The following is an 18022-nucleotide window of genomic DNA, read 5'->3' as shown; positions in this document are numbered from 1 at the left end:
CTAAAATCATCCAATTCCAATGCTGCGTCCAGGATATTGGGGAAATTGAATTTCATCGACGCCTCCCATTGCGCGGCGCGCGGCAAGACGCGCCATTTTTCCAGAATCGCAGGCTTCTCTGCGCTTTCCCTTATCGAACGGCGGCATTTCTAGCCTGGAAAAATGAGACGGCTGGGTTGGGTCATTTTCTTCAAATTCAGGCTGCCGTACCCGACCCATTTTCTCGAACGATATTGGCCGGAATTGGGATGGGACTGCTGAACAATTTTCCAGCCCTGGCATGCTTATCTTTACGGCTGGAGCAGACCTGGTATCAATTGCTCGGTGCCGTATTTCAGGACGAAATATACGTCCAGAAACTGACATATCTCGAGGAAAAACATGAAGTGTAGAGTTACTATGCGATACGCGCATGTTTTCGGAAAAAGAACCTGCCGCCACCGAATTTTCGCGCGCTTTTCTAAGCTTAACGGAAGGTTTTTTGACGCCAACTGCCTGCATATTTTTACGGTTTTTCTGCAAGACAGACCCGCCAGACTTCTGCGATTTAGTCTGCAAAAAATGTATGAAATTTTCTCGCCGTGCCCGTATTTCAAAAAACTGGTTTTGATTTCGTCCAAATCTGAAAGCACTTTCCGATTTGTTCTCGAAATGCGTTCCGGGACTGCCTTCCGGAAAGATATGGCTCTTAACTGACGCCCGTCGTGGCATCGAATAAGGCCCCAAATTTTGTTTAAAAGCGATACTTCTTTTTTGGTAGTTCTTCACAAACCTGATCGCGGGAATAACAGATTTTCCTGCCCCTCCGGAAGACTGACGCAAGACATTCCGAGGCAACAACCTTCCAGATGAAAGAATATCTCTCCACAATTTATCCGTATGCATGCTTATTCCCGGTACTGTCTCTGGTCCCAGTCAAAGACATGACCTTCCCGCTCTGCCGTCACAACACACGCAGCCATCCGCCTCGCACGAGACCACGACTTCAATAAATCCCAGGGCACCCCATGATCCAGCAGATACAACATCTCCTGAAACGCAGAGTGCCCACTTAGTTTTTTGCTGTAGAGACCACCATGTCTTCATCATTTTCCTGATGAAAGCATGGATAAAGCGCTGCAATACCAATCTTCCCGATACGTCGCGCCAGATCACGAATTTCTTCTTTAGTGCCTGGCATCTGCACCGGAACACTGTCGATAGCCGTGACTGAACAGATCATTTCCGCATATCCCAGCCATGCAGCAGCCGAAGCACCAGTCACAGCAGAGCCTGCCGCCTCAATCAGATCCAGCATATCCGCAGGATCGATCTCTTTCAGAGAAAGACATCGTCCATCAGCAAGACGAACTTCTTTCGGAAGCATACTCATGAAATCTTTGCCCTCGTTGATGCAAAGAACTGCACCGTTTGATGAACCATCTGATCCGACTGCCAAGCATCATTTTTCAACTTGATGGACACGTTCGTGTACTCCCACGTACTTGTCGTGCCATCAGGCTCTGTCACGTACTGGTAAATTGTACCGCTCCCAACCGTTCCAGCATTCCAGTAAGCAGCTTCAATAGCAGCAACCAGATTGTCCAGCGCCGCACTCGCACGTGCGATCTGAAACGAACCACGCCAGCCATTCGGAACATTGAACTCAACCGGCATGCCATTAAGCGGACTCGCTCGCAGAGCATGCGTCTCCTGTGATGCCCCGAAAGACGTGACATCACGCAGATCAACCCGCTGGCCGTTCCAGAGAACTGTAATCCGGCAGTCACGACCAATACTGTAAGGATTTGCCATACTCAGACGCTCCCGCCCGCAGTCGTCACCGTCACGGAAGTGCCGCCCTGCAAATTCACCACAAATTTTTCATTGATGCCCTGGTACCGCACAGCCACGTCAGCCTGCACATATCCCAACGCAGTCCGCGACTGAGGATTATTCGAACTATCGCAAACAACGCGGTAAGGCAGTTCAGCGTTCTGAACGCCTAGAATGCCCTGAGACAACAGAGACGACAGGAAACCCAGCAAGGTCGAGCGAATGTCGGAAAAGAGCGTGTCATTTACGACCTGTCCGACATACGCTCCCATGCCACCAGCAAGCGATGACGCAATATAATTGGTCAGACGGGTATAATTATCTCCATTTACCGTCGCTTTACTTGACGTATTGTGCCCACACCGTACTGCCCAGTAAGTCCCGCCCGGCGCCGGATTGCAGATAACATCGATCCCAGCCGTAAACAGTGTAGACAGTTCGGCAGTGGAATAGGTTGCGCTGCTCCCCCCTAAGCCTGCCTTTTGGCTTCCAACAATACCCGAAAGTGCTTTATTCAGGCTCGACTGTTCAGGTGAAAGTGCAGAAAGAATGCCTGCAGCAAATGCCTGAGGACTAACAAGCATCATGCCATTAACGTCATCGTTCCACCAGATCCAGTCACCGAACATCAACTTTACGGCTGAAGAATCCAGACCGCTGGCGGCTTTGACGGACACTGCATTGCTTACACTGTCATATGCGGGGCTTGTCGCCACCATATAGACCCCTTCACCGAGGCCAAATGCCGCCTGCAACGAATAGGACGCGCTATCTGTCACGCCATGAAGGGTGGCAACGGCACATCCCTGCCCCCTCAGAGCATACATACCCGTCCGAATGATATCGTCTTTTCCTAGAAAAGCCGACGTATCAGGCGCCCCACCATCTAGTCCTCCAGACAGCGTCACGCTTCCAGGAACAGGATCAGGAACTGCATCCGGCAAATGGATCGTCACCAGAGCTGACAGATCCTGCGCGACAGCGGCTTCCAGGATGTTCCATGTCGCACCTGAATAACTTGCCGCTCCAAGAACCGGATGCGAAACTGCCAGCCCATAACCCGCCCCTGTTGCGGTCAGGGTCACAACGATAGCATTACCACCAGTTCCGGTATGAACAGCACTGAGTGTAACGCCTCCCAAAGAGGCCGTTGCGTTTGCATCCGTTCCATCTGTTACACGCACGACAACAAACGATGACGCCCCTTGCAGAGCCGCAATATTCACAGCCAGCCCTGCATCCGTCGCTTTGTTCTGCTTACTCCCAAACGCAGAGAGATAATCACTCATGCCACCCACTGGCACCGGAAGCCCTACCGGGCCCCATCCTGCCGTTCCAACGATACCCAGTTTCGAGGAAGAGGCACCCGTCAGTCCCAGCGACTGTGGCTGCGCAATCTGTACATACAGGTTAGGAACCGTAAGCGCAGTCGTATTCAGCGTACCCGCCTGATAAACTAGAGACATCCGGCGATATTTCCTTCCAGAGAAAAGTATATTATTCCGAATAAGGAACGAATTACCTTTTTCTATTGAATTGATTTTATTTTAATTGGGCTGACAGACGACAGTGCCAAACTGGTTGACCATCATCCCTGGATATGAATTTTGAGCAGCCCGTAAAGCTCCCGCAGTGTGCATGGCCTCAAGAGCATGCAGAACCACACCATTATCAAAAGCAGGCTCGATTACGCCGAAACTGCTAGTTTGATCACCAGCAGAAACAGTCCCGGCCCCAAACATCATGTCAGACGACCACTGAACCTGAAGGGTGTCAAAAACCAGATCGTACAAATAATCCCGTCGATACAATGCCTGATTTTGCATCGTATCGATGTCCTCAACACTTACGAACCTAAGCTGCGCCTGCCGACCATCCAACGTGAAAATCCAGCTCTTCTCAGCCAGTTCCGTATCCAGAAACTGTCCAAGCGTATCCCGAACACCAGAATCAGCCGTCCAGAGCGAAACCCTATATCGCTGATTCTGTCGGCGATTCACCCTTACGGACTGGCCATAACCAACAACGTTTCCGGTTAAGTTATACCCCGGAACCTGAACAGAATTTCCGTCTGCAAGACCTTTTGGGAGTTGCCCGGCTAAAGCCAAAGCCACAGTTTCAGGAGTGTCCTGCTCAGTCACGGCATAGGCAGCAGAAATCTGAGTTTTCCCTGCCTCGTACCAAACACCGACAACACCTGAAGGCACCCCCTCAGACGGAAAGACAATGCAAACAGCTTGCGCACTCTGCTTCACTGACACCGTGGGCAGAACGCGCGCCTGAACCTGCCAGGGGCGCCCCAAAGGCTCTGGCACAACAATACCTTTCTGAGGTGCCAGTGTGACCGTCAGGAAATCCGTATTATTCCGAATATTTTGAGCTGCAAATATATCACTCGGCAAAAGCCACCCGCGACGAACGATCGTCTGCCGCCCCGTTACAGACGGCTTTTCGAGGCCTTCTGGATATAAAATTCCCGCACACACATAAGCCAGAGCCAATCCGACCTGAGAAGCATCCGCCATTTTTCTCTCCTCAGACCTGTTGCAGAGACATGGTGCAACGCAAACCCCAGTCCGACATCTCGGCAGCGTTAATCGTGTACGTCGTATCCAGGTCCGTCGTGACCGTCATATAGGGTTGCAACACGGTGCCGGGCAGCCGCGGCAAATACATGACGAATTGCCCGGGCTTGGCTGAACCCGGAATGCCACTCCCAGACCCCTCTCCTTTGGAGCGCAAAATAATCGCAGCAGGACATTCCTCAACGACATTCCCTTGCGTCCCAGAAACGCCACTGATCTCTACAGTCCGATTACATGCCACACATAGCGGAGGTCGAAGGTCATCCACGGCCGCAACAAAAAACGTATTTCCCCCGCAAGTCAGAATATCTCCGACCACAGTATCTTCACGGCAATCCGTAAGCACATATTCCATAACCCCACCCCAATTGGGGGATCTTGAGAATGTAAAGTCAGCACTCGAATCAAAAGCGAGCATCGGGTGTGCATAAATATTTTGCATGGGAGACAACGGATTATCCGGCCGGTATTGCTCTCCGGAGTGACCTAAAATCCCTGCTGCTTTTGCATACCCTCGACAAAGTCTGGACGCGATCTGTTCCGCCCGCATCATGCCCCCTTCAGATGATGACCAATCGATCATCCTGCAATTCCAAACCGCCTGTCACCCCAAGAAACGCGCATAAACGCCGACGCCATAACGTCAGAAGCATCACGCGATCACGCACTTCATGACCGTTGTGGTACCAACTCGCAGCCTGTGCCGTGTCCAGATTTTCAGACGCCCCCAAAAGAGCCGTTTCCAACGGGTAAAGCTGTGAAAGGTACAAGCGCACCTGCTGCAGTTCTGCGCCGGACAAGCTGTTAATCCGCCATTCCAACGCTCCCTCAACCTGAAAGAAGCGCCAGGATTCCTGCCCTGTCTCCCGCGATCCAATTGCCGGATACCCGCAAAATCGCCGAACATCGACCTTTTCCCCGTCCGTCAATGGGCCCGAGGAAAGGCTTGCAGTCCCAGACATATAATCCTCCTCCTCCAGAAGAACCCCCATGGAATTATGGGGGTTCGAAATCAGCTTAGAAGGTCATGCCAAGTGCATCCGTGCCCAGGCTCTCAATGATAACGCCACGCTTGAGATAGCTGTTCGTCGCCGTGGGAATAACGTTTGTATCTGCCGTCACATCCGTCGGTAGCGCGAAACCCCCAATCCAGTACCAGGACTGAGCGATAATCTGACGCAGTCGATCCAGTGGCTCACGCGTCACCATTGCAACCCCATCCACCATCTCAATCAGTGCCCGATCAGCGTCTGGGATGTCCGAATGGCCGGTCAGCGCACAGTCACCCTCGATCAGAGCCCCCTGACCCAACAGCAGAGCACGATGAATAGGACCGGCACCAAGAGAAAGCTGCTGAGGGGCCTCTGTCGTCGGAATAAACCGAACACCCAGCAGCTCAATTACTTGTCCGGAACGATACTCTTCCGAACCGTATGCCCCCCGATAAAGATGCTTGAAATCATCGTCACGGAACAGCGATAGAAGCTGAATATCATCCAGATAACAATGATATGCCCCATTGATCATAGGAACGTTGTTACGGCGAAGCGTCGCAACACCAGCCAGAACCTGCTGAATACCCAGCGTATCCGCGAGACCGTTTGCACTCGCCGTCTGTAGAGCTGCCGTCGTCAGACGGCCATTCGGACGGATCACCTTCGGTGCCGTTGCCGCAACCACCGGCTGACCAACGGCCCCATCCGCGACAGACACGCTGCTGGAGAACGTCATCTGCCCGGAAATTCCGCCCGGCGCGGTAGAAACATTGGTCGCATCCGCTACCACGCGAACAAGCGTGTACACATCCGAACCAACAGTCACAGTCATGCCATTGCTGGATCCAATCAGCGTAACCTGACCATTAACGATGACGGACTGAAATCCCCGAATGTCATCAACTTGGATGGTGTCGCCTTCAGCATCAAGCGCAACACTAACGCGCGTATTGCCACCCAGATAACCACCTACTCCATTCTGAGCTCCACCAAACAGCGTATTGCGTGCAAGCCGGTCCAGAGACTGCATAGCCTGAACACCATTCGTGTTGGCATTTGCAAGAAACTGTGAGGAAATCCCTACACCGCTCGTCACCATATTCAGATCAATCGTGTCGCCATACTGGTTGATCGAAAGAGTGTATTGCTCAACAGACCAGCCAGCAGGGCTCATTCCATTATCGAAGTTGGTATTGCCCGTTGGATTCAGCGGTGTCGTAACAGGAGCCTTCAGACTCTTACGCGTCTTGGTAAGAGTTTCACCAATAGCGTTAGGGAAAATCTCGCGGTCAGCAACCTGTCGAAATCCCAGTCGAGATTTGAGGCCGTTTTCAAACTCCCGTGCCAGAAAACCCTGCTGAATCGCAGCCTGAAGCTGAACTGGAAAATTTTCGATGCTCATGAATGTCATTCCGTAAATATTTATGAAAAATTCCGGCATATTTAGCCGGTAAAATATTTAATTCACTGTCGCGCTATCAGGCCCGGGCCAGAAACTGCCACTTGCGCGCTTCGTAATCAGCTTCAGTAGCTGCGCGCGCATCAAAAGGCTCAATACCGCCAGGCTTCGGTGCCGGGTATCCAACCGTTGTGCCACTCGAATATCCGGGCCGTACAATTTCTCCGAACAAATATGCACGCTCCTGCCGCGCCTGTTCCAACGCCTCAATCACCCCCACAACCGCGCCATCCTCAGTGCGGGTAACACCGCCCATATCAATCAGACGAACAACATCTTCAGGATTATACGCGCCCAAACGAACAGCCTCTGACCGCAGAGCCGCAACCATAATTTCACGGTCACTTTCCTGCTTCACACGAGACACAATTTCCTCATGCGATCGCTGCAGATCTTCCTGCCGGGCAACAGCATCCGCCATTTCCCGACGAACGGATTTGACCTCATCCTGCGCTTGAGCAAGCGCCTGACGCAGAGCCTCCACACCCTCAATAGTTTCTTCAGACACGGATATTTTCCCTCCGTTCAACGTCACGCCTCATCCAGCGCAACCCACTGTTCAAGCACACGCCATTCTGCCCCGGGGTCAGAATTTCCAGACGCCGTCGCATACATTCTGACAGCCGTCTCTCGGCTTAGAATCCCGTTGGAAACAGCCGTCACCAGCCCCTGCGACAGCGACAGAAGCTCCGGATCCGTTGCCGGAAACCAGGCTGGCCATCTTAGCGCCATACGGCAGTAAGGGAGGTCTTTCACCAAAGCCCCACCCAACCGCAGCCCGTTTTCCAGCACACAGGAAAAGCGGCAGGCCATTCGGTAAACAGCCAAAAGCCCACTTTCGCCATAGGAGTGACGCAGCCGATCCACTAGCCAGATTAGAGGCTGGCACATCATTTCCATTGCCTTGCCAGACTGCACACCTGAAATCCGATCGCCATGCGCCCGGTTGCCGTGCAGTTGCTCCAACGCAATTTGCCGCAGCTCCCGATAGTGCTCGAGCACCGCCCCTGCGGCATTGCCGTTAATTTCCAGAAGCTTGGCATCTCCTTCAGGAGGCAACGTCAGAGCCGACGACGCTCCCCCTTGATGAGCCACACCATCCGAAAAACCTCCAGTTTTCAAAACCAGCGTCGGATCAGAGCCATATTTCAGACCTCGCCCAGCCTGAGACAGAAGGTAGTCTGCCTCAATGACCGTATCGATCGCCCGTTCAAAAGTGCATTCCCCTTCCGGGTCGCGCCCATGTACCCCACCCAGATTGCGGATCCAGATAATCGGTACAAAACCCAACCCATGGCGCACGGACCGGCTTTCATCCCGAACCCCACCGTCCATACCGACGAGCCAGGGCACGGAAACTGCGCAATCCATTGGTGTCCAAATCCGCTGCCACCAGAATTGCGCACCCAATAGCTCTTCACCAATTGGATAACCCTGCGCAGCAAGATCCCGGCCTCGAACAAGAAACCGTTCCTCAACACGCAAAAGCTCGCCACTGACATCATCCCAGACCGGCGTCAGATAAGCCGTATCGAGAACCGAAAGCTTCGGCACGCCGGCCGAGACCTCAAAAAGAATCACTACCGAGCCAATGGAACCGGACGTTGCGGCTTCCATCATCAGTGATGCTAAACGCGTCTGTGCGGCGAAAACACTCATGGCCTCCGCAACCCGCACATCATCCGTAATCAGACTGGGCCAGTGCGTATCGCCAAAAAGTAACGAGACGGATTCATCGACAACCGTTCGGCATAAATTGCTCCGAACAGATGGTCGTCTATTCGAAAGCGGAATGTATTCCCCCGCCCCTGACCGTTCCAGCGAGAACGGATGAGGCAAGGCATCATATTGCGTACCGTCCAGAACGCGCCTTAACGCCAGCAGGCGTGCTGTGCGCGCAGACGCACCCGCCGGCACGGCATACCGCCGTTGCAGGGACAACCAGTCCATGAATTCTCCAATGCTAAAGCCCGCCTGCAGCCCAAAGGCTTGGTCAGCGCGCCAACGAAAATCCCGACGGACTCCAGCCCGCCATACTGCTGCTGCCAGACAGCATCAGTTCACTCAGTCCCCAGACCATCGCATCCGCCCGATCCGGAGACCGGGGACCGCGATACCCACTGACTGAGAAATGACAGAGTTGGTCCTCAAGTGCTTCAAAACGCCCATGATGAACCACCTTGCCAATCTCATAGAGCGCCGCCACAGGCTCAGCCCGCGCAGCCTTGCCTCTGGCAGCCGTCACCAACCGAACCGGCGCAGTCGCGCGCACACTTCGAATGGTATTTTCTACCAGAGCACCGCCAAAATTCCTCTCGGCGACAATCCGCTCAGCCCGCCAGTCATCCAACGCATGCAGTGCCCGTGCCGCCCATCCTGCCGGACTGTCTCTGGCAGAAAGATCTTCCAGAACATGTCCGACACCATCAGCATCCACGCCACAGACAACAATTCCGATTTCATCAGATCGATAATCTTCCGGACCAGATGCTCCCGAAGGATCAACCGACACCAGAATACGCCGCATGCGTGACGCAATATCCATCCGCGTCTGAGCCGCAACCGCCGCTTCACGCTGAAACGATTCAATCCGCCAAAGAGCCCCTTCAACCGCGACCTGATACTCACCGTGAAGAAATCGCCGCCGCTCCCGCTCCGGCAATGCTTCCAACGCCGCAAGATAATCATCTCCCAGATTATCCCGATTGGAATGCGGATTCAGAATCATCGTGCCGTACAAGGAACGATCCAAGATTGGTTGTCCCGATTTTGGCTCTATTCCCAATTCAAACAGCGCGTACAGCCAATGCCCCACACTAGGCGGATTAGCATCAATGTATTCGCGGTTCACCAGGTCACATTTCTGAGCCAGACGCGTCAGCAACATATTCCGTGCGCCATAACTGATCTGACTGGCTTCGTTCAGATAGACCGTCGCGAATTCGAGACCCAGAATTTTCTCAGTGCGCTGTTCATCGTCCAATCCTCCGAACAGAATTGTAGATCCATTGGGAAACGTCACGACACAGTCCTGCCGATCCAGCTTCCACCGGACCTGCGGAAAACAGGACCGCATAACCTTCGGGAATGTGTCCCGCAAAACAGATGCCTTAAGGGCCGTTAATCTATGACGAAAAATACCGTGCCGACTGTTCGAAACCTTCAACGCCCTGATAACAACAGCTCGAATCAGCACAAACGTTTTGCCAGAGCGTGAGCCGCCCCTCAGTAAAATATGCCGGGCAGACCCTCCCAACAAACGAACAGCCTCACTCTGTGCATCATTCAGTCTAAAGGGCTCTGTCGTCATGGCTAATGCAAATGGAAATAGCGCCAGCCTGGTCGTCAATATGTCCGGCTTTGAAACGAGAGGGTCGATGTGCCTTCAGAAGAAAGGCCATCAAACCATCACTATATTTTTTCTTGACGAGCGGACTTCCCGTTTCCGGATCACAAACAACCCTTCCGCCATACGTAATGGGCTCGTCATATCCTTCAACAGCGCGACGCCGAGCCTCAGCCTCCAAGGCGTCTGCGGCTTCCTCCAAAGCATCATCCCAAAGAGATGCAAACTGGGGATCCGTTTCTTTCCAGTGATACAGAGTGCTTCTCTGAACATTTGCAAAGCGGCCAGCCGCAGAAATATTTCCGTTGGCGGCAAGATGCTTTAGAAACTGCTCCTTGCGCTGACGAGATCGCCCGTAGCTTGTCCGTTGCTTCGCACTATGTGCCTCGCTCATCTGTCCATTCCCTTTTTGACCCTGAGCGTCAATCGAGCCGCAGCCCTGCTTCACGTCGGCTTTTCATTGACCATTCACCCAGCCAAGCCTCGTGTTTTTTCCCAACATGCCTGGGCTTTCTTTTTGGCAAATGTGTTTTGGGAACTTCCTGTAATCGCAACCGCTGCTCTCGCCGTGCCAAGACTTCCAACCGACTTCTGGTCGCCTCGCCTACGCACCCAATAGCCCTTAAAGAGAGCGTCTTGCGTCGGCAGGGAATGGCACGACAACGCACATCAAGCCGTGTGAGTCCCGCCTCCACCAATTCATGCCATTCAAGAGAGCAATCTGCCCGATGAATCGCTTCCTCAGCATTCACAACCGGACATGCAATGACATCCAAACCATCGGTAAGAATAATAATCATGACTTGTCGACCGGAAAGAACAACTGATCCCGGAGAAATCTTAAATCGTTCCAACACCAGAAAATCTTCCAAATAAAAAAGGCCAAACCCAATAAGAGTTTGACCTTTTGAAATAAAATATCTTCAATGTATCTTTCTTATGCAATAATTGCGTTCGATGTTCAACAATTTTTCTGAAAAATTTTAATATTATTATTAGTTTTTATTTTTCATGCTTTCATACGCATGCGAGAGCTGCTCAAGCAATAGCGCACATTGTGCCGAAACTTTCATACGCGCCCGCCCTTCAGAAAGACCTGGATAAAGATGGCGCGCCATCGCAGAAAAAGACATCTCTCGGGCCAGCATCATTTCAAGGCGCACATGTCCGCACAATCCCAGCCTCTCACGAATTTCCGCAATCCGAACCGAACACTTGCCGCGTCCAATCATCCACGTATGCACATCGCCTTTCTTACGAAAACGACCATCTGACGGCTTTTCTTCAACAATACCAATGGTTGCGAAAAGATATTCCCGATACCAGCGATCTGCAGCCGAGACCTCGTCGTCGCCAATATCACCCGCCTCATACATGGAGTGCACTGTGTTAACGACGCGATGAACCCCATTTCGCTCCACGATCTCATGATGCTGGAGCCGTTCCGGAGTAGGCTTCATATGCCCAGCAGCAACCACCGGCGAAACTTCCTGAATTAACGCTTGCATCAATGAATACTTTCCCAAATCGCGGAAGCTCCCATTGGGGGCAAGGCAGGAAACTGCGGAACACGATCAGCACCCCACAAAGCGTTCCAACTCACAGGATGCCCTGGCGGTAAAGCTTCAGCGCTTTCACGATCTACAACCTGCCGCTTTGCAGTGCCGCCAGATACTTTTGCAATCTTTTTGGCCTTGCGGATCGAACGATGACGCGCCTCTTTGTAAGCAGGTTTCCAGCTATCAGCCGCCAACATGGCTGCAATGGCATTGGCAGATACCCGGCGAGGAGTCTGGATTTCACTCATCTGCCTCATTCTTACTTCCTTCACGATGCGAACTTGATTTGTGGCAAAATGCCATAGGTAATAAGAAAAAAAACTTCTTCTGGATTTGGCATAAAGCCATTGCTAAAAAGGCCACATGGCCAAACACAAGCGCTCGGACTCCCTGACTATCCTCCAGCGAGCTATCGGAACACGTATCGCCTGGGCCAGGGAACTCGTTATTCCCAACCAGAGCGAGTGTGCCAGACTGCTGGGAGTAGATGCCTCCACCCTCAACAAGATTGAGCGTGGCGATCGCGCACCCAGCGTCTTCCTCATCGCCGCTCTCTCGAACCGGCTCCGCGTTTCGACAGATTTTCTTCTGAAAGGCGTCCTGAACGGTCGTACCGACGAAGAACTGGCCCTGCGGCTGGCTGCCCTGCACCCAGAGTTGGTGCTCCAGCGGCAAGACATGGCTCTCGACATGGACAAAAACACGACTTCCGGCATACCTGATCAGCCCATGAGACCAGACGAGGATCTGCACTGATAGTATCTTCGCTGACTTCCATGCGCATTCGAACGCTCCCCCATTCGTCGTAGTGCAGCAAACCTGCCTCGGCGATGGAATGAACAAATCAGAAACGTTTCCAGCTATCAGCGAAACACTACGCATTCAACCGGGCCCCTTCCTTCCTCAGCAGCCATCCCCACGACAACCGCCGATTAACGATAAATTAATGGCAATATGCCACTGGGTCAAGAAGCAAATATGGCTCATTGCCATTACTCAGCTTGATAGGACCTCATTCCTTGGTCGGCATTGTTTCCAATGTCCCCCTGGATGAGTTCCCTCTGGAGCGATGAAAACTGCTGATTTCCGTAACTTACTCTCTTGGCAGAGGTGAAAATTTTTCCAATTTTCCTTGGTGTTAAAAAACAAAACACAACAAAATATTTCTTGTTTTTTATCCGTTTCGTGAATCCGGAAAATCGGTTTTCCTTTAAAAAGGACTGTCGCTTAAGATCGAATCTGACTACCCAAAAGTCATAAAAAAAGCGGTCCGAAGACCGCTTTCAATTCTTATTCGTGGATCGTATCCAGATCTCCAAATCGGGTATACTCTCCCTCGAAGTACAACTGGACCATCCCCGTCGGACCATGTCGCTGCTTCTCGAGAATCAGTTCTGCCTTGTTATGCACAAGCGCCATTTTCCGCTGCCATTCCTCAGTTGCCGCCTGAAACTTCTCATTACTGTCGTAAGCACTATCTTTTGGCATCCGCTGCTGCAGATAATACTCGTCACGATACACAAACATCACAGCATCGGCGTCCTGCTCAATAGAGCCAGACTCACGAAGATCCGATAGCATCGGTCGTTTGTCTTCACGGGATTCGACCTGACGTGATAACTGAGACAATGCGATAACCGGCACTGAAAGCTCTTTCGCAATTGCTTTCAGGCCCTGTGTAATCATCGAAATTTCCAACACGCGGCTATCCGGCTTGGTCCCGATCGCCGGACGCATCAATTGCAGGTAATCCACAACTACCAGACTTAATCCCTGCGTTCGCGCCAACCGGCGACACCGCGTTCTCATCGCAGAAAGGGAGATAGCCGGCGTATCGTCAATGTAGAGTGGCAACTTCTGCAACTCACGGGACACACGGACAAAACGATCGAACTCTTTCTGCCCAATGTCACCACGACGAATTTTTTCACCCGAGACTTCTGCTTCGCCCGACAGAATACGTGTCGCCAGCTGCTCGGATGACATTTCGAGGGAGAAGATAGCAACAGAACCGTGAGGTTTTTCCCCACGTTCTTCAGCATCTCTCATGATCGAACGCGCAGCCGAGAAAGCAATTTTCGTCGCCAACGCCGTCTTTCCCATGGCCGGACGCCCAGCGAGAATCAAAAGATCAGACGGATGCAACCCACCCGTCCTTTTATCCAGATCTCGCAGTCCGGACGTCAGGCCAACAACATCGCCCGTCCGTAGAAATGCCTTCTCAGCAACATCAATAGCTCCCGTAAGGGCTTTGCCAAACGAAACAAACCCGCCCTCCTGACCACGTTCAGTCGCAAGTTTGAACAACGCCTCTTCAGAAGCCGCAATCTGATCACTACCATCCAGGTCAGGTCGTGCTCCGAAAGCATTGTTTACAACTGTCTCTCCGATATCGATGAGCTGACGCCGGACCCATGCATCATGAACAACACGACCATAATCCCCGGCATTTACGATCCCAACCATGGCGGTCAGAAGTTTGGCGAGATAAGCAGGTCCGCCCGCAGCATCCAGCACACCTGTGTGCTCGAATTCGGCCTTCATCGTAACGGGGTCAGCCAACTGGCCACGCTCAATGCGACGGGCCACAGCCTCATAAATCCGGCCATTCACCGAGTCGGCAAAATGCTCGGGCTCCAGAAAATCCGAGACCCGCTCATAGGCCTTGTTATTGGTCAGGATAGCTCCGAGAAGCGCCTGCTCTGCCGCGATATTCGCTGGCGGAGAACGACGCAGGAGCGCGCCTAGCCCCCCATCATCAGAGGACGCGTCAGACGCAGCTGGAGAAGGAAAGGATTCGATCATAGTCACGACAGTCTTTTACCATCAGCATCCTCCAGAAGCAGCGCCTCAATGTGCATCTCCTGCCGAGACAAAACGTTTTCAGTCCTGTCAGCCTCTCAATCGCTACATCAGGACGCAGGACATGATCTCAAAAGAGCAGTTCTACGACAGCCTTAAGAACGCCAATCCGCCCACCGGCCTGTCTCTTCCTCAAACAGCCCTTTGGTGGATTGGAAAACAGAATTGGGCCAAAGCACACGAACTGGTGCAATCAGCCGAAGGCATACGACCAAACGACCGTATTCACGCCCTTCTTCACCGACAGGAAGGAGATCTGGCCAACGCCCGCTACTGGTATTCCAGAGCGGATGCGAGGATGCCGGACCAGACCATTATGCAGGAATGGGATGATCTGGTCCGACAAAACTTCGCTCAGACGGAAACCCAGCCATCCTGAGCAAGAGCAACGCCCGCAAGATAAAGACTACCGCAAATCAGCACGCGTGCGGGCTCTTGCCCACTTTCAGCCAAACGCTCCAAAGCTTTGACAATCGTCGGCCCAGCGATTGCGATTCCCCCGGACGCAGCAACAAGCTCCTCCACAGGCGTGGCAAGATGCTGGTCAACTTCCGCCACAGCCTGAACACTTGCTGCCCGCGCCAAGAGGGGCTTGAGAAATCCACTCACGTCCTTGCTCTGCTTGACCCCGGCTATGATGTGAACAGGTCGATCCTTCCAACCATCAAGCACTTCCCCCAGCACCTCACCTGCACCAGGGTTATGGCCACCGTCCAGATAAAGCTCCCACCCATCTGGCAGCATAGCAGCAAGCGTTCCATGCAATCGCTGTAACCGGGCAGGCCAGTCAGTTCTGGCAATACCCTCATACGCACTCAACGCGATATTCAACCCAGACACCCGCAAAGCCGCAATCGCAAGAGCTGCATTTGTCGCCTGATGCGGCCCCTTCAAACCCGGCAAGGGCAATTCAAGGCTACCTTGCGGGTCAGAATAATGCAGCTTTAAACCATCCACCCGAACGTGCACATTCTGTCCCAGGCTCCACAGAGGCGCCTTCAATGCCTCCGCATGCGACCGAATGGCATTCAACGCTTCTGGAGCCTGCGGAGAGACAACGACGGGCACACCAGACTTAATGATACCCGCTTTTTCACCAGCAATGGCCTCCAGCGTTTCTCCCAGAAAGGCCTGATGGTCCAGACTGATCGTCGTGATGGCACACGCAGCAGGCTTAGGAACCACATTTGTGGCATCCAGCCGTCCACCGAGACCCACTTCAAGAATGACAAGGTCAGCAGGGATGCGGGAGAAAAGAAGAAAACCTGCGGCCGTCAAAACCTCGAAGACGGTAATGGGCGCACCTGCATTAACGCGCTCAACCTCTTCAAAAGCATCCACCAGCGTATCTTCGTCAACCAGCTTCCCTGCCAGACGAAACCGCTCAGTAATGCTCACAAGATGCGGGCTGGTCATCACATGCACACGGAGACCTGCTGCCTCGGCAATCGCCCGCAGATTGGCGCATGTGCTCCCCTTACCGTTCGTGCCAGCAACATGAATGACTGGTGGCAAGTGCAGTTCGGGATGACCCAACTTAGCCAGAAGAACTTCCAGCCGCCCAAGTGAAAGATCAATCAGCTTGGGATATAACTGGTGCAACCGGGCAAGAACCTCGCCCGGCCGTCCCTGATATTCACCAGCCAGACGGACCGGCTCCCCCTTCTGGGCACCCATCAGGCAGCGACGTCCGGAGCCGCCTTTTGGCGAGTCAGCATACCAAGAACACGTCCCAGAAGCTCAGGCAGCTCGGAGCGCTTCGCAACAATATCAACCATCCCGTGCTCACGCAGGTACTCGGACCTCTGGAAACCTTCCGGCAGTTTCTCGCGCACAGTGTCCTGAATCACACGAGGACCAGCAAAAGCAATGAGCGCATTCGGCTCAGCAATGTGAATATCACCCAGCATTGCGAAAGACGCTGACACGCCCCCGGTCGTCGGGTTCGTAAAGACCACGATATAGGGCAGACCAGCTTCCTGAAGCATCTGCACGCCAATCGTCGTACGCGGCATCTGCATGAGGCTGACAGCGCCTTCCTGCATACGCGCACCGCCGGAAGCCGTGTAAATCACCAGCGGAGCCTTCTGAAGAACAGCCAGACGACAGGCCGCCACAAAAGCCTCACCCAGACCTGCTCCCATCGTTCCCAACAGGAACTCAGGCGCCATGACGGCCACCACAGCCTTCTGCCCCTGAATCCGGCCATGTGCGACCACAAGCCCCTCATCAAGATGAGACTTGTTCCGCGCGTCCTTCAGACGATCGGTGTAACGCTTGGAATCCTTGAATCCCAGCGGATCAACCGGCATCTTCGGCAGTTCGATGGTCGTATATTCGCCACCATCAAACGTCCAGGCCAGACGCTCCTTTGCCGTCGCACGCATATGATGCCCACAATGCGGACATACCTTCTGGGAACGCTCCATTTCCTTGACGAGCATCATCTGCCCGCAGGAATCGCAATTTGTCCAAAGATTATCCGGCACGTCCCGCTGAAGCAGGCCACGCAGCTTTGGTCGGACGTAATCGGTCAGCCAGCTCATGTCGTCTCGTTACTTTCTGCCTGCCTTCGGGACGAAGGCCAGAATGGGAAAAGGCTCTTGTACAGGCCATTCATAATCGCCGCGTTTTAGCGTTGCCAGCACATTTATGCCAGCCTTGCCATACAGAACTGTGCCCAGCCTCGCAAAAATATGGCACCATCTCCCTTAAGGAACATGCACCGCGATCACCTGCAACCACTGAGCGTTCTCGCGGTTTAATCAGGCAAAATCAGTGAACAGACGGGCTATTGTTCCCGTCCGGAGAAACCCCAATGTCCGACAGTTTCAATACCGTGCAGCTCTCCCCTCAGTCAGGCCTGAAACCCGGATGGTTCATCGGCGTAGGAGCCTTTCTGGTCGTCCTGGGGCTTCTGGCAGCCTTTGATGCAATCGCCACAACTCTGGCCAGCATGGTCCTTCTGGGCGTTCTGCTCATCATCGGTGGAATCGCCCAAATCATGCAGAGCTTCGCGCATCGCGGGCTCCCCCTGCCCAACCAGTGGCTTTCCGGCCTGATCGGCGGACTTTACATTCTTGGCGGCCTTCTCCTCATCGAAGAGCCCGCAACCGGATCAGTCTTTATTACGGCTATCCTTGCAGGCTGCCTGATCTTCGCAGGCCTTAGCCGTGCCTTCTGGGCCGCCGGGCACCGCACAACAGGTGGCTGGGGCCTCCTCGCCGTCAGTGGCGTCTTCACGCTCCTGATCGGCATCCTTCTCTACATGACACTGCCTTGGTCAGGCCTGTGGCTAATCGGAACCCTGATTGCCATCGAGCTTCTGATGGCTGGGGCATCTGCCATTCTTTTTGGCATGTCACTGCGCAATCGCACTTGAGCAGACTGCAAATAAAAAA

21 protein-coding genes are annotated in these 18022 nt (G+C 53.3%); 3 read left to right on the top strand and 18 right to left on the bottom strand.

Translation table 11 applies throughout. The annotated features are described in order from the left end of the window. Positions 1-6: 6 nt before the first annotated feature. The 15 genes from JN414_RS11745 to JN414_RS11675 form a co-directional block, all read right to left on the bottom strand. Positions 7-885: a hypothetical protein gene (locus JN414_RS11745; protein WP_202208051.1), complete on the bottom strand. Its 879-nt coding sequence runs from the start codon at positions 883-885 to the stop codon at positions 7-9. A gap of 166 nt (positions 886-1051) precedes the next feature. Next, positions 1052-1372, bottom strand: coding sequence for a hypothetical protein (locus JN414_RS11740; protein ID WP_202208050.1), 321 nt, complete (start codon positions 1370-1372; stop codon positions 1052-1054). Further along, positions 1369-1794, bottom strand: a complete 426-nt coding sequence (locus tag JN414_RS11735) for a hypothetical protein (RefSeq protein ID WP_046900291.1) — start codon at positions 1792-1794, stop codon at positions 1369-1371. The genes JN414_RS11740 and JN414_RS11735 overlap by 4 nt, the downstream gene beginning before the upstream one ends. Before the next feature lie 2 nt (positions 1795-1796). Next, positions 1797-3281 carry a phage tail protein gene (locus JN414_RS11730; RefSeq protein ID WP_202208049.1) on the bottom strand — a complete coding sequence of 495 codons (1485 nt, stop codon included), beginning with the start codon at positions 3279-3281 and terminating at the stop codon, positions 1797-1799. 81 nt (positions 3282-3362) lie between these two features. Next, complete coding sequence (locus JN414_RS11725; protein ID WP_202208048.1) at positions 3363-4340, bottom strand: hypothetical protein; 978 nt, start codon at positions 4338-4340, stop codon at positions 3363-3365. A gap of 10 nt (positions 4341-4350) precedes the next feature. Beyond that, positions 4351-4755: a hypothetical protein gene (locus tag JN414_RS11720; RefSeq protein ID WP_237390023.1), complete on the bottom strand. Its 405-nt coding sequence runs from the start codon at positions 4753-4755 to the stop codon at positions 4351-4353. A 205-nt stretch (positions 4756-4960) separates the two neighbouring features. Next, on the bottom strand, positions 4961-5362 hold the full coding sequence (locus JN414_RS11715) for a hypothetical protein (protein ID WP_202208047.1): 402 nt from the start codon (positions 5360-5362) through the stop codon (positions 4961-4963). A gap of 55 nt (positions 5363-5417) precedes the next feature. After that, positions 5418-6797, bottom strand: coding sequence for a DUF4043 domain-containing protein (locus JN414_RS11710; RefSeq protein WP_202208046.1), 1380 nt, complete (start codon positions 6795-6797; stop codon positions 5418-5420). 76 nt (positions 6798-6873) lie between these two features. Beyond that, positions 6874-7362: a phage scaffolding protein gene (locus JN414_RS11705; RefSeq protein ID WP_233125942.1), complete on the bottom strand. Its 489-nt coding sequence runs from the start codon at positions 7360-7362 to the stop codon at positions 6874-6876. Positions 7363-7385: 23 nt separating this feature from the next. Further along, positions 7386-8804 carry a phage portal protein gene (locus JN414_RS11700; protein ID WP_202208045.1) on the bottom strand — a complete coding sequence of 473 codons (1419 nt, stop codon included), beginning with the start codon at positions 8802-8804 and terminating at the stop codon, positions 7386-7388. Between the two features lie 43 nt (positions 8805-8847). Further along, the gene (locus tag JN414_RS11695; protein ID WP_202208044.1) at positions 8848-10164 is read right to left on the bottom strand and encodes a phage terminase large subunit; all 1317 of its coding nucleotides are present in this window, start codon (positions 10162-10164) and stop codon (positions 8848-8850) included. Beyond that, entirely contained in the window at positions 10145-10594 is a 450-nt protein-coding gene (locus JN414_RS11690) for a hypothetical protein (RefSeq protein WP_202208043.1), read from the bottom strand. Before JN414_RS11690 ends, JN414_RS11695 begins: the two co-directional genes overlap by 20 nt. 28 nt (positions 10595-10622) lie before the next feature. Further along, positions 10623-11000, bottom strand: coding sequence for a hypothetical protein (locus JN414_RS11685; protein WP_202208042.1), 378 nt, complete (start codon positions 10998-11000; stop codon positions 10623-10625). Between the two features lie 195 nt (positions 11001-11195). Continuing rightward, the gene (locus JN414_RS11680) at positions 11196-11708 is read right to left on the bottom strand and encodes a hypothetical protein (protein ID WP_202208118.1); all 513 of its coding nucleotides are present in this window, start codon (positions 11706-11708) and stop codon (positions 11196-11198) included. Next, complete coding sequence (locus tag JN414_RS11675) at positions 11708-12016, bottom strand: transcriptional regulator (protein ID WP_202208041.1); 309 nt, start codon at positions 12014-12016, stop codon at positions 11708-11710. The genes JN414_RS11680 and JN414_RS11675 overlap by 1 nt, the downstream gene beginning before the upstream one ends. 106 nt (positions 12017-12122) lie before the next feature. Between JN414_RS11675 and JN414_RS11670 the strand changes: the two genes are divergently transcribed. Then, a complete protein-coding gene (locus tag JN414_RS11670) occupies positions 12123-12515 on the top strand; it encodes a helix-turn-helix domain-containing protein (RefSeq protein WP_202208040.1) in 393 nt (130 codons plus the stop codon). A 534-nt stretch (positions 12516-13049) separates the two neighbouring features. Here JN414_RS11670 and JN414_RS11665 read toward each other — a convergent pair. Further along, positions 13050-14564 carry a replicative DNA helicase gene (locus JN414_RS11665; RefSeq protein WP_046900301.1) on the bottom strand — a complete coding sequence of 505 codons (1515 nt, stop codon included), beginning with the start codon at positions 14562-14564 and terminating at the stop codon, positions 13050-13052. Positions 14565-14685: 121 nt separating this feature from the next. Between JN414_RS11665 and JN414_RS11660 the strand changes: the two genes are divergently transcribed. After that, a complete protein-coding gene (locus tag JN414_RS11660) occupies positions 14686-15000 on the top strand; it encodes a hypothetical protein (protein WP_202208039.1) in 315 nt (104 codons plus the stop codon). Here JN414_RS11660 and JN414_RS11655 read toward each other — a convergent pair. Further along, positions 14976-16298 carry a folylpolyglutamate synthase/dihydrofolate synthase family protein gene (locus JN414_RS11655; RefSeq protein WP_202208038.1) on the bottom strand — a complete coding sequence of 441 codons (1323 nt, stop codon included), beginning with the start codon at positions 16296-16298 and terminating at the stop codon, positions 14976-14978. The two genes, JN414_RS11660 and JN414_RS11655, sit on opposite strands and share 25 nt — an antisense overlap. After that, a complete protein-coding gene (gene accD, locus JN414_RS11650; protein WP_086633071.1) occupies positions 16298-17167 on the bottom strand; it encodes an acetyl-CoA carboxylase, carboxyltransferase subunit beta in 870 nt (289 codons plus the stop codon). Before accD ends, JN414_RS11655 begins: the two co-directional genes overlap by 1 nt. 272 nt (positions 17168-17439) lie before the next feature. Here accD and JN414_RS11645 point away from each other — a divergent pair, with 272 nt between their 5' ends. After that, positions 17440-18003, top strand: coding sequence for an HdeD family acid-resistance protein (locus JN414_RS11645; protein WP_202208037.1), 564 nt, complete (start codon positions 17440-17442; stop codon positions 18001-18003). The last annotated feature ends 19 nt before the right edge of the window (positions 18004-18022 follow it).

The organism is Gluconobacter sp. Gdi, assembly GCF_014132155.1.
In the GTDB taxonomy this organism is placed as follows: domain Bacteria; phylum Pseudomonadota; class Alphaproteobacteria; order Acetobacterales; family Acetobacteraceae; genus Gluconobacter.
Note: the sequence above shows the minus strand (reverse complement) of the source record. Positions and strands in the feature narration are given on the sequence as shown.

Excerpts from the sequence above, each read along its gene's own strand:
- JN414_RS11745 (WP_202208051.1), bottom strand. The coding sequence starts at position 885 with ATGCATACGGATAAATTGTGGAGAGATATTCTTTCATCTGGAAGGTTG.
- JN414_RS11740 (WP_202208050.1), bottom strand. The coding sequence starts at position 1,372 with ATGAGTATGCTTCCGAAAGAAGTTCGTCTTGCTGATGGACGATGTCTT.
- JN414_RS11735 (WP_046900291.1), bottom strand. The coding sequence starts at position 1,794 with ATGGCAAATCCTTACAGTATTGGTCGTGACTGCCGGATTACAGTTCTC.
- JN414_RS11730 (WP_202208049.1), bottom strand. The coding sequence starts at position 3,281 with ATGTCTCTAGTTTATCAGGCGGGTACGCTGAATACGACTGCGCTTACG.
- JN414_RS11725 (WP_202208048.1), bottom strand. The coding sequence starts at position 4,340 with ATGGCGGATGCTTCTCAGGTCGGATTGGCTCTGGCTTATGTGTGTGCG.
- JN414_RS11720 (WP_237390023.1), bottom strand. The coding sequence starts at position 4,755 with ATGGAATATGTGCTTACGGATTGCCGTGAAGATACTGTGGTCGGAGAT.
- JN414_RS11715 (WP_202208047.1), bottom strand. The coding sequence starts at position 5,362 with ATGTCTGGGACTGCAAGCCTTTCCTCGGGCCCATTGACGGACGGGGAA.
- JN414_RS11710 (WP_202208046.1), bottom strand. The coding sequence starts at position 6,797 with ATGAGCATCGAAAATTTTCCAGTTCAGCTTCAGGCTGCGATTCAGCAG.
- JN414_RS11700 (WP_202208045.1), bottom strand. The coding sequence starts at position 8,804 with ATGGACTGGTTGTCCCTGCAACGGCGGTATGCCGTGCCGGCGGGTGCG.
- JN414_RS11695 (WP_202208044.1), bottom strand. The coding sequence starts at position 10,164 with ATGACGACAGAGCCCTTTAGACTGAATGATGCACAGAGTGAGGCTGTT.
- JN414_RS11690 (WP_202208043.1), bottom strand. The coding sequence starts at position 10,594 with ATGAGCGAGGCACATAGTGCGAAGCAACGGACAAGCTACGGGCGATCT.
- JN414_RS11685 (WP_202208042.1), bottom strand. The coding sequence starts at position 11,000 with ATGATTATTATTCTTACCGATGGTTTGGATGTCATTGCATGTCCGGTT.
- JN414_RS11680 (WP_202208118.1), bottom strand. The coding sequence starts at position 11,708 with ATGCAAGCGTTAATTCAGGAAGTTTCGCCGGTGGTTGCTGCTGGGCAT.
- JN414_RS11675 (WP_202208041.1), bottom strand. The coding sequence starts at position 12,016 with ATGAGGCAGATGAGTGAAATCCAGACTCCTCGCCGGGTATCTGCCAAT.
- JN414_RS11670 (WP_202208040.1), top strand. The coding sequence starts at position 12,123 with ATGGCCAAACACAAGCGCTCGGACTCCCTGACTATCCTCCAGCGAGCT.
- JN414_RS11665 (WP_046900301.1), bottom strand. The coding sequence starts at position 14,564 with ATGATCGAATCCTTTCCTTCTCCAGCTGCGTCTGACGCGTCCTCTGAT.
- JN414_RS11660 (WP_202208039.1), top strand. The coding sequence starts at position 14,686 with ATGATCTCAAAAGAGCAGTTCTACGACAGCCTTAAGAACGCCAATCCG.
- JN414_RS11655 (WP_202208038.1), bottom strand. The coding sequence starts at position 16,298 with ATGGGTGCCCAGAAGGGGGAGCCGGTCCGTCTGGCTGGTGAATATCAG.
- accD (WP_086633071.1), bottom strand. The coding sequence starts at position 17,167 with ATGAGCTGGCTGACCGATTACGTCCGACCAAAGCTGCGTGGCCTGCTT.
- JN414_RS11645 (WP_202208037.1), top strand. The coding sequence starts at position 17,440 with ATGTCCGACAGTTTCAATACCGTGCAGCTCTCCCCTCAGTCAGGCCTG.